This is a genomic window from Microbacterium zouquanmingi (genome assembly GCF_052266695.1).
Classification (GTDB): domain Bacteria; phylum Actinomycetota; class Actinomycetes; order Actinomycetales; family Microbacteriaceae; genus Microbacterium.
This window is the reverse complement of record NZ_JBQPQZ010000003.1, coordinates 192,207-213,714: the sequence shown is the minus strand read 5'-3', so window position 1 is coordinate 213,714 and position 21,508 is coordinate 192,207. Positions and strand designations below refer to the sequence as shown.

23 protein-coding genes are annotated in these 21,508 nt (G+C 64.5%); 2 read left to right on the top strand and 21 right to left on the bottom strand.

What is annotated here, in order from left to right; genetic code table 11:
- Positions 1-2 precede the first annotated feature (2 nt).
- From ACTU6U_RS08035 to ACTU6U_RS08020, 4 genes are read right to left on the bottom strand one after another with little or no spacing between them, the layout of a single operon-like run.
- On the bottom strand, positions 3-1,166 hold the full coding sequence (locus ACTU6U_RS08035; RefSeq protein ID WP_443468602.1) for an acyl-CoA dehydrogenase family protein: 1,164 nt from the start codon (positions 1,164-1,166) through the stop codon (positions 3-5).
- Positions 1,167-1,214: 48 nt separating this feature from the next.
- Positions 1,215-2,183 (bottom strand): zinc-binding dehydrogenase, encoded by a 969-nt coding sequence (locus ACTU6U_RS08030; RefSeq protein WP_443468601.1) that lies wholly within the window; start codon positions 2,181-2,183, stop codon positions 1,215-1,217.
- Between the two features lie 4 nt (positions 2,184-2,187).
- The gene (locus tag ACTU6U_RS08025; protein WP_443468600.1) at positions 2,188-3,363 is read right to left on the bottom strand and encodes a thiolase family protein; all 1,176 of its coding nucleotides are present in this window, start codon (positions 3,361-3,363) and stop codon (positions 2,188-2,190) included.
- 10 nt (positions 3,364-3,373) lie between these two features.
- Positions 3,374-4,438, bottom strand: coding sequence for a CaiB/BaiF CoA transferase family protein (locus ACTU6U_RS08020; RefSeq protein ID WP_443468599.1), 1,065 nt, complete (start codon positions 4,436-4,438; stop codon positions 3,374-3,376).
- A 107-nt stretch (positions 4,439-4,545) separates the two neighbouring features.
- On the opposite strand from ACTU6U_RS08020, the gene ACTU6U_RS08015 reads away from it, so the two are divergent.
- A complete protein-coding gene (locus ACTU6U_RS08015; protein WP_443468598.1) occupies positions 4,546-5,301 on the top strand; it encodes an SDR family NAD(P)-dependent oxidoreductase in 756 nt (251 codons plus the stop codon).
- A gap of 28 nt (positions 5,302-5,329) precedes the next feature.
- Positions 5,330-6,061: an SDR family oxidoreductase gene (locus ACTU6U_RS08010; RefSeq protein WP_443468597.1), complete on the top strand. Its 732-nt coding sequence runs from the start codon at positions 5,330-5,332 to the stop codon at positions 6,059-6,061.
- 16 nt (positions 6,062-6,077) lie between these two features.
- Here ACTU6U_RS08010 and ACTU6U_RS08005 read toward each other — a convergent pair whose 3' ends face one another.
- From ACTU6U_RS08005 to ACTU6U_RS07925, 17 genes are all read right to left on the bottom strand, one after another.
- Entirely contained in the window at positions 6,078-7,262 is a 1,185-nt protein-coding gene (locus tag ACTU6U_RS08005) for a thiolase family protein (RefSeq protein WP_443468596.1), read from the bottom strand.
- Complete coding sequence (locus ACTU6U_RS08000; protein WP_443468595.1) at positions 7,262-8,452, bottom strand: bifunctional 2-methylcitrate synthase/citrate synthase; 1,191 nt, start codon at positions 8,450-8,452, stop codon at positions 7,262-7,264. Before ACTU6U_RS08000 ends, ACTU6U_RS08005 begins: the two co-directional genes overlap by 1 nt.
- A 3-nt stretch (positions 8,453-8,455) precedes the next feature.
- On the bottom strand, positions 8,456-9,358 hold the full coding sequence (prpB, locus tag ACTU6U_RS07995; RefSeq protein WP_443468594.1) for a methylisocitrate lyase: 903 nt from the start codon (positions 9,356-9,358) through the stop codon (positions 8,456-8,458).
- The gene (locus tag ACTU6U_RS07990) at positions 9,358-10,890 is read right to left on the bottom strand and encodes an MmgE/PrpD family protein (RefSeq protein ID WP_443468593.1); all 1,533 of its coding nucleotides are present in this window, start codon (positions 10,888-10,890) and stop codon (positions 9,358-9,360) included. The genes prpB and ACTU6U_RS07990 overlap by 1 nt, the downstream gene beginning before the upstream one ends.
- Complete coding sequence (locus tag ACTU6U_RS07985) at positions 10,887-11,609, bottom strand: GntR family transcriptional regulator (RefSeq protein WP_443468592.1); 723 nt, start codon at positions 11,607-11,609, stop codon at positions 10,887-10,889. The genes ACTU6U_RS07990 and ACTU6U_RS07985 overlap by 4 nt, the downstream gene beginning before the upstream one ends.
- 88 nt (positions 11,610-11,697) lie before the next feature.
- Positions 11,698-13,524 (bottom strand): periplasmic substrate-binding domain-containing protein, encoded by a 1,827-nt coding sequence (locus ACTU6U_RS07980; protein WP_443468591.1) that lies wholly within the window; start codon positions 13,522-13,524, stop codon positions 11,698-11,700.
- Positions 13,521-14,150, bottom strand: coding sequence for a hypothetical protein (locus ACTU6U_RS07975; protein WP_443468590.1), 630 nt, complete (start codon positions 14,148-14,150; stop codon positions 13,521-13,523). The genes ACTU6U_RS07980 and ACTU6U_RS07975 overlap by 4 nt, the downstream gene beginning before the upstream one ends.
- Entirely contained in the window at positions 14,147-14,875 is a 729-nt protein-coding gene (locus ACTU6U_RS07970) for a hypothetical protein (protein WP_443468589.1), read from the bottom strand. The genes ACTU6U_RS07975 and ACTU6U_RS07970 overlap by 4 nt, the downstream gene beginning before the upstream one ends.
- Complete coding sequence (locus ACTU6U_RS07965; RefSeq protein WP_443468588.1) at positions 14,862-15,509, bottom strand: hypothetical protein; 648 nt, start codon at positions 15,507-15,509, stop codon at positions 14,862-14,864. The genes ACTU6U_RS07970 and ACTU6U_RS07965 overlap by 14 nt, the downstream gene beginning before the upstream one ends.
- Positions 15,506-16,699 carry a hypothetical protein gene (locus ACTU6U_RS07960; protein WP_443468587.1) on the bottom strand — a complete coding sequence of 398 codons (1,194 nt, stop codon included), beginning with the start codon at positions 16,697-16,699 and terminating at the stop codon, positions 15,506-15,508. The genes ACTU6U_RS07965 and ACTU6U_RS07960 overlap by 4 nt, the downstream gene beginning before the upstream one ends.
- 9 nt (positions 16,700-16,708) lie before the next feature.
- Positions 16,709-17,008 carry a hypothetical protein gene (locus tag ACTU6U_RS07955; protein ID WP_417509060.1) on the bottom strand — a complete coding sequence of 100 codons (300 nt, stop codon included), beginning with the start codon at positions 17,006-17,008 and terminating at the stop codon, positions 16,709-16,711.
- 92 nt (positions 17,009-17,100) lie between these two features.
- The gene (locus tag ACTU6U_RS07950) at positions 17,101-17,388 is read right to left on the bottom strand and encodes a WXG100 family type VII secretion target (RefSeq protein WP_443468586.1); all 288 of its coding nucleotides are present in this window, start codon (positions 17,386-17,388) and stop codon (positions 17,101-17,103) included.
- A 213-nt stretch (positions 17,389-17,601) separates the two neighbouring features.
- Positions 17,602-17,889: a WXG100 family type VII secretion target gene (locus ACTU6U_RS07945; RefSeq protein WP_443468586.1), complete on the bottom strand. Its 288-nt coding sequence runs from the start codon at positions 17,887-17,889 to the stop codon at positions 17,602-17,604.
- A gap of 116 nt (positions 17,890-18,005) precedes the next feature.
- Positions 18,006-19,022 carry a hypothetical protein gene (locus tag ACTU6U_RS07940; RefSeq protein ID WP_443468585.1) on the bottom strand — a complete coding sequence of 339 codons (1,017 nt, stop codon included), beginning with the start codon at positions 19,020-19,022 and terminating at the stop codon, positions 18,006-18,008.
- Positions 19,023-19,054: 32 nt separating this feature from the next.
- Entirely contained in the window at positions 19,055-19,678 is a 624-nt protein-coding gene (locus ACTU6U_RS07935) for a hypothetical protein (protein ID WP_443468584.1), read from the bottom strand.
- Positions 19,679-19,685: 7 nt separating this feature from the next.
- On the bottom strand, positions 19,686-20,312 hold the full coding sequence (locus ACTU6U_RS07930) for a hypothetical protein (protein WP_443468583.1): 627 nt from the start codon (positions 20,310-20,312) through the stop codon (positions 19,686-19,688).
- Positions 20,309-21,493: a hypothetical protein gene (locus ACTU6U_RS07925; RefSeq protein WP_443468582.1), complete on the bottom strand. Its 1,185-nt coding sequence runs from the start codon at positions 21,491-21,493 to the stop codon at positions 20,309-20,311. The genes ACTU6U_RS07930 and ACTU6U_RS07925 overlap by 4 nt, the downstream gene beginning before the upstream one ends.
- Between the last annotated feature and the right edge of the window lie 15 nt (positions 21,494-21,508).

The window sequence follows — 21,508 nt, the reverse complement described above, 5'->3', positions numbered from 1 at the left end:
GTTCAGAAGGATCGAGGCAGGCCGAGCCCCTCGGCGATCGTGTTGCGTGCCATCTCGTTCGTGATAGGCCCGATGCGGAACAGTCGCACATCGCGCCAGTACCGCTGCATGTTCGTCTCGGCCGAATAGCCCATCCCACCCAGGATTTGCAGACCAAGGTCAGCCCCCTGCCCTGCAAGCTCCGATGCGACCACCTTCGCCATATTCGAGGCTTGACCGGCGGGTTCGCCGCGCGACTGCAGCCAGGCTGCCTTGAACACCATGAGCTCGGACTGATCCCGCCACATGGCGATGTTGGCGACGTGGTGCTGCAGAGCCTGGAACCTGCCGATCTTGCCGCCGAACGCCTCACGCTCGTTCATGTAGCGAAGGGCGTCCTCAAGCACACCGTCGAGGATTCCGACGCAGAAGGAAGCGAGCATGACGCGCTCGTTGTTGAGCGTGGGAATCACCTGACGCCATGCGTTATTCGGCTCACCGAGCACGTTCTCGTCGGGCACGAATACGTCATCGAGGAACACGTCGCATGAGCCCAGGGCACGCATTCCGAGCTTCGGGATCTCACGGATCGTGACGCCCTCGGACTTCGCGGGAAGGATGAAGAGCGTCAGACCCTGGTGACGCTTCTCGACCTTGTCGTCGGTGCGCGCCAACAGCAGAATGTAGTCGGCGACGTGCGACATCGAGCTCCACGTCTTCTGTCCGTTGATCACCCAGCCGCCGTCGACCTTCTTGGCAACTGTGCGCATCGCTCCGAGAACGTCAGTTCCGCCGCCCGGCTCGGTGAAGCCGATCGCCCATTTGTCTTCTCCAGAGCAGATCCGAGGGATGTACTTCTGCTTCTGCTCTTCCGAACCGTATAGACCCACCGACTTGCCGCCGGCGAATGAGGTGATGCCCCAGACCCAGGTGAGTCCCGCAAGGTTTCGTGACAGCTCACGAGCAAGGATCATCTGTGTAACGATGTCACCGCCCTGGCCGCCGTACTCCTCCGGAATGCCGATCCCGTGGAAACCGGCAGCACTGAACTTGTCCCAGAGCTCGAATGGGAAATCGTGCTCGTTCTTCTCCCATTCCAGTGCTGCCGACTTCGGCGCCTCCTTGTCGACCCACTCGCGGACGAATGCGCGAAAGTCTTCTTGCTCTTCGGTGAGATTGAAATCCACTGCCCTACTCCTTCGTGATTTTGCTGCCGACCCTTCGCCCGTCGGGGCTCAGGGCGTGATGACGACCTTGCCGACCGCTTCGCCTCCGGCCAGGCGCGCAACGGCTGCAGCAGCGTCGTCGAGCGCAAAGGTCGAATCGATAAGCGGCTGGATGCCGGCGCGTGCGACGAAACGAACGAGGGCCCGGAGATCTTCGATCTCCCCCAGGGACGTTCCGACGATGGACACGTGATTGAGGAAGATCCGGTTGAGATCGACGTTCACCCGGTTACCCGTCGTCGCACCGGCGACGACCACTCGCCCACCGGGGCGCACCGAACGCAGCGAGTGCTCGAACGTCGCCTCCCCCACGGTCTCAAGGACTAGGTCCACCCGTTCTGGCAGGCGTGCTCCGGATTCGAACGTGTCATGCGCACCCAGTTCACGGGCACGCGCGAGACGCTCCTGGTCACGTCCGGCGACCCAGACGCGTACTCCGGATGCTGCGGCGAGAGAAATCAGCGCGGTCGCAACGCCTCCGCCTGCCCCCTGCACCAAAACGGTATCGCCAGGGCGGACGCCGCCGGCACTGAACAGCATCCGATATGCCGTCAGCCATGCAGTGGGCAGGATCGCCGCCGAGACGAAATCGAGCTCGACAGGCTTGGCGATGAGATTTCGCTCTGGGACGAGCACCCATTCGGCCGCCCCTCCTGTACTGGCCTCAGCCAGCATGCGGCGCCGCGGGTCGATCAGTTCGCCCCCTGGCCCGGAGGGCGAAGGACTCACGAGCGAGTGCACGATGACCTCTCGTCCGTCGTCGGTCACGCCTGCGATGTCTGATCCGATTCCCAGGGGGAACTGTTCGGGCGTCGTGCCGACGCCCTTAATGGACCACAGATCGTGCTGATTCAACGACGCAGCTCGCACGTTGACCCGCACGAAGCCAGGTGCCGATTCGGGGAGAGGTGAGTCGATGACCGATATGACGGATGCCGGGTCGGCCGATATCTCGGTCGCAACCGCACGTTTCACCATGCACTCATTCCTTCCACAGCTCAAGGATCGTGGCATTGGCCATGCCGCCGCCTTCGCAGATCGTCTGCAGGCCGTATCGGATGCCGTTGCGCCGCATGTGGTGGACGAGGTCGGCCATAATCCGAGCGCCCGAACCGCCCAGGGGATGTCCGATGGCGATCGCGCCGCCGTTGGGGTTGACGAGCTCAGGATCGGCGCCGATCTCTTTCTGCCATGCTCCGAGGACAGACGAGAACGCCTCGTTCACCTCGAACGCGCCGATCTCCGACAGCGGGATCCCGGAGCTGTCGATCACCTTGCGCGTCGCCGGGATGGGTCCGGTGAGCATCGTGATGGGGTCGACTCCGACCACAGCGGAATGGGCGATCTTAGCGATGGGCGTGAGTCCCAGCTGCTTCGCCTTCTCCGGGGTCATAATGAGGAGCGCGCCGGCACCGTCGGAGATCTGCGACGCGTTCCCCGCCGTGATGCGGCCATTCTCTCGGAACGGTGCGGACAGGCCGGCAAGTATCTCCAGAGTCGTGCCGGGGCGAACGCCCGAATCGACAGCGAAGATCTCTGCCTCGTGCTCCTCATCGGCGGGAACCGAGATCGGCACGATGTGACCCTCGTGGCGGCCATCCTCGATGGCGGCCGCCGCGCGCTGATGTGACCGGACGGCGATCGCGTCGAGATCCCCGCGACCGAGGCCCCACTGCTCAGCGATCATCTCGGCGCCTACGCCCTGCGAAACCAGCGAATCACCGTAGCGGGCGGCGATTCCAGCCGCGGAGTTAGGGTTTCCCGGCCCGTTCTCGACCGACGAGAACATGGGCACACGACTCATCGACTCGACACCGCCCGCGACGACGACGTCGTAGTACCCGGCGATCACACCAGACGCCGCGAACATCACCGTCTGCTGCGAGGAACCGCACTGGCGGTCGACCGTAGTTGCAGGTACAGTCTCCGGCCAACCAGCAGCCAGCACCGCATAGCGGCCGATGTTCATCGACTGCTCACCGACCTGGCTCACGCAGCCCCAGATCACATCCTCGACAATGCCGGGATCGATGCCGGTGCGGTCGACGAGTGCGGTAAGGGTGGCAGCGGCGAGATCGATCGGATGAACCCGCGAGAGCGGGCCGTTCTTTCGTCCGACGGGGGTGCGGACGGCTTCGACGATGACAGCTTCACGCATGAGTACTCCTTCAGTGAGTCGAGTGCTCGGCCAGGGCAGAGCGGGTCGCGAGGTTTCGGAAAGGTGAGGCGACCTGCCACAGCGGACCCGCTGCGGAGTCATACTCGCGCAGTGAGCCACGCTCAAGAGCGTGCAGGTCAGAAGCAATGTCACGCGGTTCCAGCACAGGGCTGACACAAGTGTCATCTTCTACCAGCAGTTCGACCCAATGCGCCTGTGTTTCACCGGCGATCACCGCGGCGAATTCTGGCACGAGCGCAGGATCCTGCTGCCGCGAGATCCACTCCGTCCGCCCCATGAGCTCAAGGGTGCGCTGCCAGAACTTCGACTCGATCGCAGCAACTGCCAAGGATCGTCCGTCCGCGCAACGGTAGACCTGGTAGCAGGGTGCCCGGCCGTCCAGGGGTGTCTGCACGTCGACCCCGAGAGAGTGCGAGGCGAGGGCCTCAGCCGCTTGAATGCCTCCCAGCGCAAGTGCCGCGTCAGCCAGCGACAGGTCCACGTGCGCTGGCGTTCCGTCTTGGCGTGCGCGCGCAACGCCGGCAGCGATGGCGAGCGCGGCAAGAGTCCCACCGCTCACATCAGCCTGCAGAGCTCTGGGTACGGATCCGGAGAGAAGACCGGCATATCCGATGAAGTTGAGGTCGTGCCCGGCAGCGGCCACGCGCGGGCCAGTCTGGCCGTAGCCGGACAGCGACACGTAGACAAGCTTGTCGTTGAGGGCGACGAGATCGCGGAAGCCGATGCCCAGGCGATCGGCCACTCCGGGGCGGAAGCTCTCGATCACAGCATCCGCCTCTCTTACGAGTTCGAGGATGCGCGCAAGATCATCGGAGTTCTTCAGGTCTGCCCTGACCGATCGCTTTCCGCGGTCCATGTACTGATGCTGCGCCGATGAGTCCGCGCCCACTTTCGGCTTGAGATGACGAGTGTCATCGCCACCGACCGGGTGCTCCACTTTGTAGACCGTCGCCCCGAGATCTGCCAACAGCAACGTGGCCGTACCACCGGGCGCCATGCGGGTGAAATCGACAACGGTGACTGCTTCGAGCGGACGCCAACCATCGAACGCCATAAGCCGACCTCCTTGTGCACCTCTGTGTTCTTCTACCGATCATACGGTAGATTTACTCCGAATCAACCCACGGCCCATTGATCACCCATAGCGAGAGGACAGGATAGATGACCGAACGGATCGAGCCCGCGCGCTTCGCCGGCCAGACGGTGATCGTCACGGGGGCTGGGTCTGGCATCGGCCGGGCCACTGCGCTGCGCATCGCACGAGAAGGAGGGCGTGTGATCGCCGTCGACATCTCGCCGCACAACCTCGTCGACATGCCCGGGGCCGCCGCCGGAGAGTTCGTCCCGATCGTCGCCGATGTCACCAGTGAGGTGGACATCTCGCGCGTGATCGACGCAGCAGGAGACCGGATCAATGCGCTCGCGAATGTCGCGGGCGTCATGGATGACATGACCCCCGTCGGCGAAGTATCGGATGCCGTGTGGCAGCGCGTCTTCACCGTGAATGTGGACGGCGTGATGAAGCTGATGCGCGCCGTCATCCCCCACATGATCGAGCAGGGATTCGGAACCGTGGTGAATGTCGCCTCCGAAGCGGCGTTGCGGGGCTCAGCAGCAGGCGCCGCGTACACAGCGTCCAAGCACGCCGTGGTCGGCCTCACCGTCAGCAGTGCATATATGTATGGCCCGAGCGGCATCCGGGTGAACGCGGTGGCTCCCGGGCCTGTGCGCACGGGCATCGAGACCACCTGGGGCTCCGAACTGGGCAAACAACGCGTCCGAGCGTCGCACTCGATCATCCCGAAAAGTGTGGATGCGAGCGTTCTCGCAGCATCCATCACCTTCCTGCTCAGCGAAGACAGCGCCAATATCAATGGAGCTGTCCTCCCCAGCGACGGCGGCTGGTCTGCCGCTTAAGTCTCACCACGCAATCGAAAGGAACTCCATGGGCAACGTTGCCTTCGACTTCACTGGACGCACTGTCATCGTCACCGGCGCTGCCCGAGGCATCGGCTTGGAGGTGAGCCGTGCGTTCACCGCAGCGGGCGCGAGCGTGGTGATGACCGACTTCGATGGCGACGTTCTGGCGACGGCAGCCGCGGCGGTCGGTGGCATCGCCGTGCGCGGTGATGTCAGCAGCACTGAGGACGCCGAGCACGTCGTGCGGACGGCGATAGAGAAGACAGGATGCATCGACGTTCTCGTCAACAACGCCGGGATTCTTCGCGACCGAATGCTGTGGAAGCTGACCGATGATGACTGGGAGTCGGTGCTGGCCGTCCATGCCGGTGGGACCTTCCGCTTCACCCGAGCCGTCATCCCCACAATGCGCGCGCAGGGCTACGGCCGGATCGTCAACGTCACTTCATACACCGGGTTGCACGGCAATCTCGGACAGGCCAACTACGCAACGGCGAAGGCCGGCATCGTCGGGTTCACCAAGACCGCAGCCAAGGAGCTCGCTGGTTTCGGAATCACCGTCAATGCGATCTCGCCTCAGGCCGCCACCCGGATGACCGCCTCGATCCCGGAGGACCGGATCCCCGAGCTCACCGGCCCGATCGCACGGTTCGCAGATCCCGCAGAAATCGCCGGAGCGATCGAGTTCCTTGCCGCCGAAGAATCCGGATTCATCACCGGAGCTGTACTCCCCGTAGACGGCGGGATCTCGATCTGAGCCATCGGCTCGCCCCCTACCCGCGTTTCAACAGCGCCGCAAGCGCCTGTCCCCCACCGATGCACATCGTGACGATCGCGTACTCTCCGCCAGTCCGCTGCAGCGTCAGCGCTGCGCGCACGGTGAGGATCGTGCCGGTCGCACCGACCGGGTGGCCGAGCGCGATCGCGCCGCCGTAGGGGTTTACCTGAGCGGGATTGAGATCGGTGTCGCGGATCACGGCAAGGGCCTGCGATGCGAAGGCCTCGTTGAGTTCGATTGTCGAGATGTCCGAGGGTGAGAGCCCCGTCTGAGCGAACAGCTTCCGCAGAGCGAGCGTGGGCGCGTACCCCATGATCTCGGGTTCGAGCGCAGCGGTGGCCACCGCTTCCAGAGTCGCGAGCACCGGCGCGCCCTCCGCACGGGCATCCACCTCGCGCATGAGAACTGTCGCCGCTCCGCCATCGTTGATGCCGGAGGCGTTACCCGCTGTCACCGTGCCGCCGTCGACGAACGCGGCGGGCAAACCCGCCAGAGTCTCCAACGTCGACTCCGGGCGCGGATGCTCATCGCGAGCGACCTCGACGGGCTTCCGCCCCGACGTGGTGACGGCGACGATCTCTTCGGCGAACGCGGCCTGCGCCTCCGGAGTCGCCGCTCGGCGCTGCGACTCGAGCGCGAAAGCATCCTGGTCCTCACGGGTCACACCGAATCGCGAAGCGACATTCTCGGCCGTCGTGCCCATGTGCCTGTTCGTGAACGGATCCGTCAGCATCGAGATCGTGCCGTCCAGCAGCTGCCGGTGCCCGAGACGATCGTTGAACCGGGCGTTGAAGTCGTAGAACGGCATCCGCGTCATGTTCTCGGCGCCGCCAGCGACAGCGACATCGATCCCGCCCCACAACAGTTCCTGCGCGGCCGACCAGATCGCCTGCAGACCAGAGCCGCACAGGCGGTTCACCGTGAATGCCGGGGTGTTGTCGTCGAGGCCGGCAGCCAGAGCGATCCGGCGCGAGATATACGCATCGCCCCCGACCTGTCCGATATTGCCAATCACGACTTCACCGACGCGAGACGGATCGATGCCGGAGCGCCGCATCGCCTCGATGGCTGCAGCGGCACCCAGTTCGTGAGCGGGCGTCTCCTTGAACGCCCCCGCGAAGCGTCCGACCGGAGTCCGCGCCCCGGCGACGATCGCGATCTTGTCCGGAGACGCTGACATCAGCCCGCCGCCTCTTCCGGTCGCTCCTGCACATCAATCGCCGCGGTATCCGGCTCATACTCGGCGATATGCCGCTCATCCGGACCGTTGTACGCCGACAGCGGCCTGATCAGTGCGTTGGACGCCTGCTGCTCGATGATGTGCGCCGTCCACCCGGTGATGCGCGACGCGATGAACAGCGGCGTGAACGTCAGTGTGTCGTAGCCGATGAGGTTGTACGCCGGGCCCGACGGGTAGTCCAGGTTCGGGTAGATGCCCTTGCGAGAGACGAACTCGCTCTCAAGAGTGTTGTAAAGATCCGCAACATCCGGACGGTCATAGTGCTCGACAAGAGTGTCCAGCGCGGCCTTCATGGTCGGCACGCGCGAGTCGCCGCGCTTGTAGACGCGGTGCCCGAAGCCCATGATCTTGCGCTTCTCCGCCAGCGCGGTATCCAACCACGACGAGACCTCTGACGCCGCGCCGATCTCATCGAAGATGTGCATCACGGCCTCGTTGGCACCGCCGTGCAGCGGACCCTTCAGTGCGCCGATCGCACCGACGACGGCGGAGTACAGGTCGCTCAGCGTCGACGTGATCACGCGCGCCGTGAAGGTGGATGCGTTGAAGGAGTGCTCCGCATACAGAATCATCGAGCGGTTGAAGGCATCCACCACCTCGGGCGCGGCCTCTTCACCGAACGTCAGCCAGAGAAAGTTCGCCGCGTAGTCGAGGTCATCCCGCGACTCGACAATCCCCTGCCCGCGCCTGCGCCGCTGACCGTAGGCCACGATCGCGGGCAGTACCGCGAACAGTTTGAGGCTTCGCTCAAGATTCTCCTCAGGTGTGCCGACGGCGTCCAGCACATTGCTGATTCCGGCTGTCTCGATCGCGCCGATCACGCTGACCGCGGTGCGCACCTCGTCCATCGGGTGCGAGTCCAGCGGCAGGCGGTCGATGGCTTCCTTGACCTCGGGCGCGAGCGCACGATTCGCGCGCTCGGTCGCGCGGAAGTCCGCCAACTCGGAAGCCGTCGGCAGCTCCCCGTGCCAGAGTAGATACGCGACAGCCTCGAAGGGCTGCGTCGCTGCGAGCTCCTGCACCGGGTACCCGCGGTAGAGCAGACTGTTCGTCTCGGGATTGACCTTGCTGATCGCCGTCTCATCCGCGATGACTCCGGCAAGGCCCTTCTTGATGTCGTTGTCAGCCATTGCTCACTCCTTCGTGATGGTGAAGTTGAAGACGCCCGAGTCGAAGTGGTTGTACGACTCGTAGTCGATCAGGTCATAGAGGTCGGCGCGATGCTGCATCTCACCGAGCTTCGAGGTCAGATGCCCCTCATCCAGAAGCGTATCGAGTGCACGGCCGGTCGCCCCCATTGCGATGCGCAGCATCGACACCGGCCAGATGACGATGTTCACACCGACATCCCGCAACTGGTCGACGCTGAAGAGGTCGCTCTTGCCGAACTCGGTCATGTTCGCGAGGATCGGCACATCGACGGCCTCACGCATCGCCGCGAACTCCTCGAGCGACCGCATCGCCTCCGGGAAGATCGCGTCGGCCCCGGCATCCACCAGCGCCTTCGCGCGGTCCTTCGCGGCATCGAGCCCATCGACAGCGGCGATGTCGGTGCGCGCCATGACGAGGAAGTTCTCATCGCGACGCGCGTCGACCGCGGCCCGGATGCGCTTGGCCGCGGTGCCGAGATCGACAACGGCCTTGCCATCGAGGTGACCACAGCGCTTCGGGTTGATCTGGTCCTCGATGTGAGCGCCGGCGAGTCCGGCATCTTCGAGCTCCTGGATCGTGCGGGCCACGTTCATCGGCTCGCCGAACCCGGTGTCGGCATCGATGATCGCCGGCAGCTCCGTCATGCGTGCGATCTGCTTGCCCCGACCAGCAACCTCGGTGAGCGTGGTCAGCCCGATGTCGGGCAGGCCGAGGTCGGCCGAGAGCACGGCGCCCGAGATGTAGACACCCTCGAACCCCTTCTGCTCGATGAGGCGCGCGGAGAGCGGGTTGAACGCGCCCGGAAACCGCAGCAGCTCGCCAGAAGCGAGCCGCTCGCGGAACAGCCGCCGCTTCTCAACAGGAGTGGTGCCGGAGTACAGCATCAGAACAGTCCCGTGGTGGTGGGCTCGGATGCTACGACGCCGGGCCTCGCGATGATCGAGAGCTCTGCGACCTCGGCCGCGGTGAGCTCGGGAAGACGCTGAACCAGCGACAGGAAGCGCTCGATCTCCTCGGGCGCGAGCACGGGCTCTGCGAGCAGGCGGAACTTGGCGATGTAGTTGTCGCGGGCGAACGGCCGGGCACCCAGCGGGTGAGCATCCGCGACGGCGATCTCATCGACGAGCGTCGTGCCGTCGGTGAACGTGATCTCCACGCGACCGCCGAAGGCCTTCTCCGAGATGTCGTTCGAGTGGTAGCGGCGCGTCCACTCGGCATCCTCGAGCGTGGTCACCTTGTTCCACAGCTCGATGGTGTCGGCCCTCGATGCCCGGGAAGGGGTGTACGAGTCGACGTGGTGCCAGGAGCCGTCCTGCAGAGCAACGGTGAAGATGTACGGAATCGAGTGGTCGAGCGTCTCGCGCGAGGCGGTCGGGTCGTACTTCTGCGGGTCGTTCGCGCCGGAACCGATCACGTAGTGGGTGTGGTGGCTGGTGTGCAGAACCACGGACTCGATGTCGTCCCACCCTTCCGCTCCCTGAGCCTGTCGAAGGGCGTGCAGCTTGCGCGCCAGATCGATCCAGGCCTGCGCCTGATACTCCGCGGAGTGCTCCTTCGTGTACGTGTCGAGGATCGCCCGCTTGGCCTCGCCGGCGGCGGGCAGCGGCACCTCATATGCAGCATCCGGGCCATCCAGCATCCACGCGATGACGCCGTCCTCGCCTTCGTAGATGGGCGAGGGACTGGTCTGGCCGCGCATGGCGCGGTCGACAGCCTCGACGGCCATCTTGCCGGCGAAGGCCGGGGCGTGCGCCTTCCACGTGGAGATCTCACCCTTGCGGCTCTGACGCGTGGCGGTCGTGGTGTGCAGGGCCTGAGAGACGGCCTGGTAGATGGTCGCTGAGTCGAGGCCGAGAAGCGTGCCGATGCCGGCTGCGGCCGAGGGCCCGAGGTGGGCGACGTGGTCGATCTTGTGTTTGTGCAGGCAGATCGCCTTCACCAGGTCGACCTGGATCTCGTAGCCGGTCGCGATGCCGCGAACGAGCGCACGGCCGTCGCTGCCTGCGTGCTGGGCGACCGCGAGGATCGGCGGGATGTTGTCACCGGGGTGTGAGTAGTCCGCCGCGAGGAACGTGTCGTGGTAGTCGAGCTCGCGCACGGCGACGCCATTGGCCCATGCCGCCCACTCGGGGCTCGTGCGCTTCTCCAGCGGAGCACCGAAGACGGTTGCTCCCTTCCCCCCGGTGGAGACCGGGTGAGCGAACGCCTGGTCGCGGGCAGCGATGATCGGCCCACGAGTGAGGGACGCCGCGGCGACCGATGCGTTGTCGATGATGCGGTTGATGATCATCTCGACGACGTCCTGCGGGACCTCGACGGCATCGGTTGCGACTTCGGCGATCTTCCAGGCCAGCTGCTCTTCGCGGGGCAGGCCCTCTTCGCTCTTGTAGACACGGACGTGGTGATTGACGGTCATGATTGCCCTCTGCTGTCGGTGATTTCAGGGTTCTGGATGCTGTCGAAAATGCTCGTGAGGGCGTTCCGCAGGTGCACATGGGTGGCGTGCGCGGCGAGATCACCATCACGCTCGGCGAGCGCTTCGGCGATGAGCCGGTGCTCTGCGACGGATGCGGCGAGACGCTCCCGGTTATCCCGCGCCATCCGCCGCACTCGCACGAGGTGCGTGCGGACGGTGCGCAGGGCCGCGGCGATGTAGTCGTTGTCGACGGCGGCATCGACCGCCGCGTCGAAGCGCGCGATGAGCGCGTAGTAGTCGTCGCGTCCGGTGGCGGCATCGAGGGAGGCTCCGGCCACCGCGAACTCGGCCGCCAGCCCCGCGAACAGCTCGGCATCGCCGCGTTCTGCGGCGAGGCGAGCCGCGGACTCTTCCAGTGCGCGGCGGATCTCGAACAGCGAGCGGATGTCGCCTGCGTCGATGCCGGAGACCACGGTGACGCGCGGAGACTGCTGCTCGACGAGCCCGTCCGCACTCAACTGGTGGAGCGCTTCGCGCAGCGGCGTGCGGCTGACGCCAAGGCGTGCCGCCTGTTCGACCTCGGCGAGAACTGCGCCAGGGGCGAGGGCGCCGGACTGGATCTCCTCGAGCAGTGTCGCGTAGGCGCGATCACTCGCCCGCGCCCTTTCGACGGGCACCGTCTTCTCGACGGGGGTGGTGCGCTCAGCAGTGGTGCTCACACTGGCAGTGTATACATAAATCGCCGCTGTGGGCGCCGTAGTTCACTCGAAGGCGCGGAACGTATACAGATCGACCTCTGGCGCCGGGTCAGAACAGACCGGAGTCGTCGTCCTCATCTGCGGGCGAGGTCGGCTGGTCGTCCTGATTCGACTGCTCTGCGTCATAGGGGCGCCAGCCGATGGCACGATCGAGCAGCGTTCCATGCCGGGACGAACGCGGCTCCACACCCTCGACGTCGCGGTCGCTGATCACGAGGATCGGATCGATCGTGAGCGGGGCGATGACCATCTGATCGACGATCGTCCTCTCGATGGCGACACGGAGATCACGCGCCCGGTACTGGTCGGTCTCCACCTCGAGCTGCGCGAGCAGATCATCGCGGGCACCGTCGGTCGCATCCGAGTAGTTCTCGGCGCCACCTGTCCCCCACTGCGCGCGGAGCTCGTCAGCAGTCTCGGGAAGCTCCTTCATGCCCAGATAGATGTCCCAGTCATCGCTGCTGGCGACCACTTCTTCGGGCATATCGCTGCCGCAGTCCGTGGCGATCCAACCGGCCTCTCCTACCTGCGCCTGGAACGATGCGAACATCCCGGCGGCGAGAGCGGAACCGCGATCGTAGAGCACACAGATGCGGATGCCCTCTGGCACCCCTGCGGCAATGCGCAGATCCGCCGCATCGCCTCCGCTGCGGAACTTCGCCGTGAAGCCCGTGTCTTCGACTGCCACCTGGTAGCCGTCGGTCCCCGGTGCGAAGACGACGGAGGATACACCGGGATAGATGTCGCTCCAGGGGCCTGCTCCGGCTTCCACCACGTCGCCGCGGTCGAAGCTGCGCATGAGGACGCCCCGCACCGCACTATCGCTCAGGGGTCGGGATGCCGCGGTGTTCGCCTGAGCCACCCACACGACCCCGTGATCGATGTCATCGACGCCGTAGTCGTCTCGTTCGAGCTGACGGATGCTTTCGAAGTTGTCTGCGCGCGGTACGACCTGCACCAGGTCGTACTCGGCGCCGACGGCATCCGAAAGATTTTCGCCATCGTCATGCTGCAGGACGATGCGTTCGTAGCTGGCGGTCTTCTCAGCGACGTATGCGGCGTTCACCACAAGCGTGACCCGCTGCGCAGGATCGTCCGACTCGCCATCCACCGTCTCGACACGATACGGACCACTCGAGAGCATCAGGTCGTCGCGAGAGAGCTGGTCCTCGCCGAGAGCGAATCCGCTGTTCCACAGCGCGGCGACCTTCGCCAATGCCGCGGTGTCCGAACCTGTGATCGCCTCGATGACAGCAGTCTTCGCCGCCATCGGGTCATCGATGCCGAGGGCATAGCGGCCCACGACATGCGCGGGAACAGCGACATCGAGCGCGGACTCCCACCCGTTGAATGGACGCGCGAAGTGCACGTCGATGCGACGCTCGAACTCGTCATACGTGGGTATCTCGTCGCTGAGTGCCATCCCCGTCGGGATGGAGTCGAAGCGCAGCTCGTCCTCTGGCGCTTCGCTGTCCGGCGCGAAGAAGTTGGAGCCCGCGGCCCACGCGAGAAGCAGATCTGCCGCGTCGAGAGCGATCCCATCAGACCACAGCGGCTGCTCGAGATCGTAGGCGAGAGCGAAAGAGTCCTCGGCCTCCTCTTCGATCGTGACGGTTCCGAAAGTCGGATTGAACTCGATCTTCCCCGCGCGTTCGCGCACGAACTGCGAGCGGGTGAGCTGCTCGACGTCGAGATTCCCGCCGGTGGCTCCTGCAACGCTTGCGACATTGACGCTCGAGAGCGAATCTCCCCACGCCACGTCGACTTGACTGCCTTCTATGACTGACGGCGGGTACCCCTTACCTGTGCACGCGACGAGGGACAGCGAGATGACGACCGCTGCAACCCCGCCCAGTACGCGCGTGATCGCCGTCATGGCTGCGTGGCCACCCAGCGCAGCGTGGATATGCAGGCGTCGTAGAGCAGCTTCGATGCGGCCACCTGCTCATCATCGGCGCCGGCCTCGGCCGGGCGCGCGACCGTTGCAGTGAAGTGGAGTGCACGGCGACGCCGGGTCGTCGGAATCGGCGTGAGGTATTCCACGGTCGTCAAGCCGATGGATGCTTCTCCGACGGAGACGATCTCGTCGCGCTCGAACCGGATGAAGCGCTTGTCTCCGAGCAGTGGCTGCGCATCGAACTCGCGGATCGCGTGCGACACCATCTGGTCGAGTGAGACATCGGCGGTCGCCGTGCGCGTCGACACGATGATCGAGCCCGGGATCCAGAGCGTGTTCTCGTCGCCCGTCGTCGCCGCGTAATATGCGACCGCGCCCGCAGAGCTCATGGCGGTATAAGAATCGTCCACCATCGCATGAACGGCTGCGTAGAGGTCAGGGCGCTGCACGCTGAGGAACTTCTTGCGCAGCGCGGCTTCAAGAGCAGCACGGTCGTCGTCACCGACGTTGCGGCGCTCCCACCCAGCGGGCAGATCGATCTCGAAGTCTGGTTCTGCACTCATACCCAGCTGCTCGCGCAGGGTCATACCGCTTCCGCTGTTCATGAGTCCTCCTTGATGTGCAACCGCCCCAACGGCCGCGCTTTGAGCACCTTGATGTCGACATCGGGAAGCAGCCGACGCTCCGCAAGGGCGTCGATCGCATCGTTGCGCTCCTGCATGACGTACCGCATCGCCTTCTCGTCCAGCTCGTCGATCGGTATCGCCTGCGTCTCCACGATAGGGGCCTGCGGAGGGGACACCGCAATGACCACGAACACGACCACCGCGAGCGCCATCATCACGTACGCCGGAAGCATCATCAGCCCCGTATCGGCGCCGCCCTCCGCCGCGAGCTGAAAGGCGATGAGCACACCGAGCACACCGAATCCGATTGTCAGGCCGAGAAGGATCAGCAGCGATCCGTTCCTTCGGCGGCCATCGACGAACCAGCGGATGAGGATGAGGACGACCCCGAATGCCGCGACACCGTATGAGAGCATCGCCCACGGAATGCTGCCCATATCCGGCGCATCCGTTCGCCCGATCGCGATGTCGCGGGGGCTGCCGAAAACTGCGGCGAACCCGCCGATCGAGGCGAGCAGTGCCAGCAACGGCGCTATGCTCCACGCAACGCGCCATTTCGGCGTCTTCACGATCTCATCCGCCCTGCCCGTCCATGCGAGCACATGGGCCTCGAGCACATCCAGCCCGTGCGGTTCGTAACGCGATACCTGGCGAGCCCAACGGGACGGTGGTGGCGAGTTCGCGGGGAGTTCAGGCAACGACATGCAACCCAATATTCCACGAGTCGATGCCATCCCATGAGTCGACGTCGGTATCGGGCAGTTCAGCGCGACGCGCGCCCACGAATGTCCGGCCGTCCTCGAACTCGAGCGTCAACGATCCGACGATCTCGATCAGGCCCTCCTGCATCCGATCGAACACCAGCGCAGCGGTCGGCTCGATGAACACCGCAATGTCCAGATCACCGTCGGTGAAGATGAACACGGTCTGGTGGGCGACGAGACGCTGCTCCTCGACCACCTCCTCGAGTGTGCGCGTTGCGAGCATGCCGTGGCCTGCACCCGCGGCGTGAATCGGTGAGAGCGCGAAGCCGTGGCCGCGCCACCAGTCGACCGGCGCCGGAGTGATCATGAACACCCGTACGGTCGCCACGATCGGACGAGCAGTGGGCATGAAAGCCATCACCAGCAGGTCCGACTTCTCCCTGTCGCCGGCAGCTTCCGCCAAAACACGACAGATCGCAGGCCCTGCATCAGGATCGAAGCGATCTCCGTGTGCGCGCGCGACGGCATCGACGACCGCGCCGGCCCAGCGGTCACGTTCCGCGTCGTCACCGAGGATCGGTATCTCGATCCACCCGCCCGCGTCCGTGCCTGCACGTGCCCGAATCCGTGTCACCAGATCACGTCCAGCACCGGCAGGTAGGTGTCGCCGACGTCGACCTTGCCGACCTCTTTCTTCATGCCGTCATAGTCAGGGAGAACCTTCGCGAACATCCCATCAACCTTGAAGATCGCCCCCACGAGTCCTCGTTGCATCTCGACGACCCCCGCGAAGAGCTGCCATCCCCCGGCCCCACCGAGATCCTCGAAGAACTTGGGTTCTTTACCGGTAAACAGGCGGGTCATCACGCCGCTGAGACCGCCGGAGACGCCGCCGAACGACGAGGGGTTCTTGATCAGACCCGCAAGGTCGTCCAACCCGGTCCTATTCGTGACGTTCGTGAACTGCGAGACGAACTCGGAGCCGAATTTTCCGCCCTTCGTCGCCCAGGTGCCGCCTTCGGCGAGGATCCCGCCGATCTTTCCGATCGGGATCACGTCGATGATGGCCAGCGTGAGATCGACCCACGTCGCCTCGCCACGCGCGAACTGGATGACCACGATGATCAGCGTCAGCCCTGCGACGATCGCTGCGAGAGCCCCGATGATCGGGCCCCCGATGATGATCGCGGCGATGCCCAGCACGAAACCGGCCCAGGAGAGAACGTTCTTGATGGCCGCAAGCCATTGCGTCCATCCGTCGGCGATCTTCCCCGACATCTCATCGGTGATGCCGCTGACGGCGTCGTCGAACGCCTGCTCCCACGTGTTGTAGTCGGCGTCGAAGTCCTCGGCCTCGCCTTCCCAGGCTTCGAAGGCCACCTTCTTGGCAGCATCCTCTTCTGCCTGCGCGTCAGCCTCAGGGCTGCCTTCGTCTGGCTGGAACAGTCCGCCCGCACCTCGTGGGTCGACCTTGCCGGGGAGCCCCTGGTACGAGGCCCACAGCTCATCGCATGTATCGACGCGAGTGTCGATCTTGGGCTTCAGTTCGGCGAGCTTGTCGCCGTAGGTGACGAGCACGGGACCTATGGGCTTGTACAGCTCGCCGGCTTCCTTCAGCTGCTTGTAGGCGTCGCCGATCGTCTCGATGAGCTTGTCGACCGCTTCTCCCTGCTGGTCGGTGGCGCGCGTGGCGATCCGCTCGAGCACGATCGCGCTATCGATCATCTGCTCGCCGAGCGTTCCGATAGCAGCCCCTCGCGCCGAGATCGTTTCCGGCGTTCCCTTGACGTACTCGATGTCACGCCCTGCAGGCGACTTGTCCATGCTGCTTCCCTACTGCTCCGGCTCGAGAGCAATCGCGAGCTCATCATCACCCTGACGGAACCCATCAAGGATCCCGGTCACGCGCTCGAGTATCTTCGAGAGGTCATCTTTCAGCTCGTCGCGCTTCTTGTCCCAGCGCTCTTCGAACTCCCTCGCCGCATTGCGCAGTTCATGACGCCCATACGGATCGCTGATCGCTGCCTCGAGCTCGTCCGAGCCGCTCACCGCGCCCTCGAACTCCGCAACGATGCTGGTCAGACTCGTCTCGACCTCACCGAGCTCTGTGTACGAGATGTAGACGTCGCTCATCCCCACTCCTTCACATCATGTCCGAGCAATCGAGTCGACGATGGTGGGGCCGCGCGACACACATCCGGCCCCGCCATCGATCGCATGGCGGCTCAGCCGCCGGCGAGTGCGTCGTCGAGGTCCTGGATAGCCTGCGCCATGTCGCGAAGCGCCGAAGCCATGTCGGTCACTCCCTCAGCAGCCTGCTTCATACCGTCGGTGAGCTCCTGGTAGCCCTCCTGGAACTTGCCAGAGGCCTTCTCCGTCTTGAAGCCATCCTCGACAAGGTCATCCACGTGACCCTGCAACTCATCAAGCAGCTCGTCAATCGAGATCTTGCCATCGTCCAGCTTCGTAGCCGCCGAATCCATCTCGTCGTATGTTGCGCCGAAATCACTCATGCGCTCACCCCATTCCTGTCAAGACCGGCAGCCCACCGCGGACCACCTACACACACATTAATGAGACCCCGCCCACGACACTATGGGGAGCAATACCCACTGCTTCGGGCCTGCGAACAACGACATCAGGCCAGCGGAGCTCATGTCTCCGCTGGCCTGATAGCCCTCGCCTCCGACTGAGGCGGGCTTCGTCAGTTCTACGACTCGAGCGGCTCAGCCGCCGGCGAGTGCGTCGTCGAGGTCCTGGATAGCCTGCGCCATGTCGCGAAGCGCCGAAGCCATGTCGGTCACTCCCTCAGCAGCCTGCTTCATACCGTCGGTGAGCTCCTGGTAGCCCTCCTGGAACTTGCCAGAGGCCTTCTCCGTCTTGAAGCCATCCTCGACAAGGTCATCCACGTGACCCTGCAACTCATCAAGCAGCTCGTCAATCGAGATCTTGCCATCGTCCAGCTTCGTAGCCGCCGAATCCATCTCGTCGTATGTTGCGCCGAAATCACTCATGCGCTCACCCCATTCCTGTCAAGACCGGCAGCCCACCGCGGACCACCTACACACACACTAATCAAGCGAACCGGAGGAACACGATGGGGACTATTCCCCATCGTGAACGATTGCGGTCAGCCGAGCAGTCCCCGAGCATTGAGCACGATGAGCGAGAGCACGACGGCGAACACACCCGCGATGCCGAAGACGATGGCAACGCTGCGAGCAATGTCGGCGCGGAGCGCTTGGTATCTGGGCCCGGTCCCGCGGCTCTGCCGACGCACGAGCTCCCACACTGCCGAGCCTGCCACCGAGGTGGCGAGTTCTTCGATGAGCTCGAGTTTCTCATCCCTTCGACGCTCAACGCCCGCGGTGACCGGAGCGGATGGGAAGAGGTAGAGGTTGCGATCTTTGATCTCGATGTCGAAGTATCGTCCGACCCGCTGGAACAGCTGCACCGTCTCTGGGCTGAAGAAGGCGCGCGCCAGGTGTTCGCCGCCATCGCCGACGAACAACCGTCCCCGGCGGGCAAAACCCCCATCCACACGCTGCGAACGGTGCCACTGGTCCGGTGCCACCCGCACCCCCAGAATCCGAGAGAGGTGGCCGAAGCTCAGAATCATGTGCGGCATGCGCTCCGGCAAGCGGATGACGACGTACGGATGACGACGGCCGGTAGGTGCCCGATAGCGGGCCGACACCTGGGAGGACAGATGGCCGATCTCGATCGGGATGCCGCGAACATCGTAGTTGAGCATGCCGAACCGCTCGTGCTCCGCACCGTAGGCGAACGGGACGCCTGCGTACCCACCCGTGCCCGCTTTCCACAGCGTGAACCGTCCGCCCACGTGCGGCGCCAGGGAACTCAACCTGGCCATCACCCGTGGTGAGTACCTGATGACGTTCACCATCGCCAGCACGCAGACCAGTGCCGAGATCACCGTCACGGCGAACAGCGGCATCGACGTATCCTCGAGCACGAAGAGATTCACTGCCGCGGTGAGCGGCACCAGAACGCCGCTGATCAGCGCAGCTCGCTTCGGGAACCGCATGATCGCCGCAAACCGCTCCTGCGCGGTGTCATCAGCGCTCGATGTCCCGCGGTGCGCGTCGCCGCCCGCCGCTTCTGCCGATCCGGAGGGATCCGTCATCGTGTCGTCTTCTCCATGTGAGTCGGTCAAGGTCACCTAGACACATTCTTCCACCGCAGCGACGCGACCATCAGATCGAAGAATGCGTGGACGAACTGAATCTGTTCGTCATCACGCGGAATGTCGGCGGGGCGCCCATAGCCGGCAAGCAGTTCCAGCGCGCGCCGGCGGCGCGTTCCCGGCACCGGCGTGACGTACAGGGTCGAGCTCAGCACCATCTGCGCGTCGCCCTCGCCTCGGATGCTTTCCCGTTCGATCCGCAGCAGCGTATGGTTCTTCCCCAGCGGCTCGGCTCGTTCTTCGAGGATCATCCGCTTGATATAGCCATCCATCTCGGCGGAAGACGGTGCAGAACGGATCGTCGCGATGATCGATGCTGGCACGGGAAACGGCGTCGACACATCCGGCCCCGACGGTGCGAAGTATGCCACGACGTTCTGCTTTCGCATCTCGTCCATCGACTGACGGAGCATGTTGCGCAGCACACCGGCCGCTTGGAGCGCATCCACGGTGCCGACGTGCATGAGCTTGCGGCGCAACCGCTGCTCGATCAGTGCCTGATTCTCCGGAGAGGGTTCGTGGCGTTCCCACCCTTTTGGCAGCGACAGGTCGAACTCGGGGTCCGGACGAGCGCCCAGCAGATCACGCAGGGACATGCCGCCATCAGACACCAATGCCTGTTCCTTCCTCGAGCCACTGATCACTATCGGCGGGCAACAGATGCTCACGCTTGCCCGTTGCAAAAGCGTTGCCCGTCGAGTCTGTCAGAACGCACGAGTCGATCGTCTCGGCGATGGCGGGTGCCGCCATCATGTACGCGTCGAGCGGGCAGGCATGCACGCGCACGACCAGTGCCGCATCGCCACGGTCAAAGATGATCGCCGCATCGATCGATGCGCTCCCCTGTGTGAGCTCGGGCGCTATCCGGCGGGAGTACTGGATGCCCTCCCCGAACGGACTCGACAGGTAAGGCGAGGCCTCGAAGCCGAGTGATTCCCACTCGGTCGCGCCGTCGTCGGCGGCGACGTGGAACGTCACGCGGACCGGCAACGGTGAGTGTGTGGGCCAGGTCACGAGGTCGGCGAGAGTTCCCTCCGGCCTCGAGCGCTGGAGCATCTCGAGCACCTGATCGAGAGCGTCGGAGAAGCGTGCGTCCTCATCGGCCTCCCAATACTCCCTCACCATGTCGGCGACGACGACTCCCCACTGCCGACGCCGCTCGTGCTCATCGGGCGCAGGAACAACGGCCCATGCATCAAGAGGTCCGTCGAACCGCAGTTCCCACATCAACCATCACCCTTGATCCAACTGACAACGGTATTCACGGAGGACAGGGGCGAATACTGCGAGATGACCGTGTCGATCCCCGTGTCAGCAATGAAGTCAGTGACACGCAGGACATTCGGGATATCGAAGAGCATGCCTGCGCCGACGCTGCCGTGAACGATCAGATCAGAAACGCTGTCCGCGAAGACCCTCGAGATATCGAGCCCTCCATCGGCTGCGATCCTCACCGTCGAGGGCAAGAAGTCTGCGAGGCCCGACGCGCCGACACCGAGCTTCGTGACGAGGGGCCCCATGTCCGAGACGGCATTGGCAAGAGGACCCAGCCCAGGGACTGCACACACGAGGTCGATGGCCAGCGTCAACAGGTTGGTTTCTCCCCGGGCGAACCGAACGATGGAAATGACGGCGGTGGCGATACCGATGATGGCGCCCACCGTCGCTGCGATCCCGGCGATCGCCGCAGCGATCGGTCCGGTGATGACGAACGTGCAGACAATGAACACGACGGCAACGATGATCGCGACAACCGCCAGAATGTTGTAGGCGATCTCCAGGAAATCCCCGAACCACTCGCTCCAGCCGTCCTTCGGACCGTGTTCGTGGGCGTTCTCGATCGCGGAGACCGCCTGGTTCCAGGCCGTCTCCCAGTCGTCGTACTGCTGGTCCCAATGGTCCGCCGCATTCATCCAGGCTTGGAACGCGTCATACTTCGCCTTGTTGTCGGCCGCATCGGCCTCGGCGTTCGGGTCATCGTCGCCGTCTTCAGCGGCGACGTCACCGTAGAGATCGCCGTCGGTTCCGGCATACGTCGACCACTTCTCGTCGGCGTCTGAGTACGCAGTGGCGAGCGCTTCCGCAATCCCGCCGACATCACCGATCGCCCAACCATAGGTGCGGATCGCGTCGGCAGTGTCGTAGTACAACGCGCCAGCATCGCCGAGGATCTGCCAGGTCTCACCCACGCTGTCGCGCAGCTTCTCGACCGCCTTTCCCTGCTGGCCGTCGTCGCTATTGGCGAGTTCCTGCAGCGTCGTCGCGGCACTTTTCATGCGCGACGCGATGGTGATCATGGCTCCCGCGGTCGAGACGACCTCACCCGGCGACATCGACGCCTGCTCGATCTCGTTCCCCCCTGGCGTCGACGGCCAGTTGACGTAGGCACCTTCACTCCAGCATCTGCTCATGCCTTATCCCCCTTG

Coding starts and splice junctions, on each gene's coding strand:
- ACTU6U_RS08030 (WP_443468601.1), bottom strand. CDS start 2,183: ATGGTGAAACGTGCGGTTGCGACCGAGATATCGGCCGACCCGGCATCC.
- ACTU6U_RS08025 (WP_443468600.1), bottom strand. CDS start 3,363: ATGCGTGAAGCTGTCATCGTCGAAGCCGTCCGCACCCCCGTCGGACGA.
- ACTU6U_RS08020 (WP_443468599.1), bottom strand. CDS start 4,438: ATGGCGTTCGATGGTTGGCGTCCGCTCGAAGCAGTCACCGTTGTCGAT.
- ACTU6U_RS08015 (WP_443468598.1), top strand. CDS start 4,546: ATGACCGAACGGATCGAGCCCGCGCGCTTCGCCGGCCAGACGGTGATC.
- ACTU6U_RS08010 (WP_443468597.1), top strand. CDS start 5,330: ATGGGCAACGTTGCCTTCGACTTCACTGGACGCACTGTCATCGTCACC.
- ACTU6U_RS08005 (WP_443468596.1), bottom strand. CDS start 7,262: ATGTCAGCGTCTCCGGACAAGATCGCGATCGTCGCCGGGGCGCGGACT.
- ACTU6U_RS08000 (WP_443468595.1), bottom strand. CDS start 8,452: ATGGCTGACAACGACATCAAGAAGGGCCTTGCCGGAGTCATCGCGGAT.
- prpB (WP_443468594.1), bottom strand. CDS start 9,358: ATGCTGTACTCCGGCACCACTCCTGTTGAGAAGCGGCGGCTGTTCCGC.
- ACTU6U_RS07990 (WP_443468593.1), bottom strand. CDS start 10,890: ATGACCGTCAATCACCACGTCCGTGTCTACAAGAGCGAAGAGGGCCTG.
- ACTU6U_RS07980 (WP_443468591.1), bottom strand. CDS start 13,524: ATGACGGCGATCACGCGCGTACTGGGCGGGGTTGCAGCGGTCGTCATC.
- ACTU6U_RS07975 (WP_443468590.1), bottom strand. CDS start 14,150: ATGAACAGCGGAAGCGGTATGACCCTGCGCGAGCAGCTGGGTATGAGT.
- ACTU6U_RS07970 (WP_443468589.1), bottom strand. CDS start 14,875: ATGTCGTTGCCTGAACTCCCCGCGAACTCGCCACCACCGTCCCGTTGG.
- ACTU6U_RS07960 (WP_443468587.1), bottom strand. CDS start 16,699: ATGGACAAGTCGCCTGCAGGGCGTGACATCGAGTACGTCAAGGGAACG.
- ACTU6U_RS07955 (WP_417509060.1), bottom strand. CDS start 17,008: ATGAGCGACGTCTACATCTCGTACACAGAGCTCGGTGAGGTCGAGACG.
- ACTU6U_RS07950 (WP_443468586.1), bottom strand. CDS start 17,388: ATGAGTGATTTCGGCGCAACATACGACGAGATGGATTCGGCGGCTACG.
- ACTU6U_RS07945 (WP_443468586.1), bottom strand. CDS start 17,889: ATGAGTGATTTCGGCGCAACATACGACGAGATGGATTCGGCGGCTACG.
- ACTU6U_RS07940 (WP_443468585.1), bottom strand. CDS start 19,022: ATGACGGATCCCTCCGGATCGGCAGAAGCGGCGGGCGGCGACGCGCAC.
- ACTU6U_RS07935 (WP_443468584.1), bottom strand. CDS start 19,678: ATGTCCCTGCGTGATCTGCTGGGCGCTCGTCCGGACCCCGAGTTCGAC.
- ACTU6U_RS07925 (WP_443468582.1), bottom strand. CDS start 21,493: ATGAGCAGATGCTGGAGTGAAGGTGCCTACGTCAACTGGCCGTCGACG.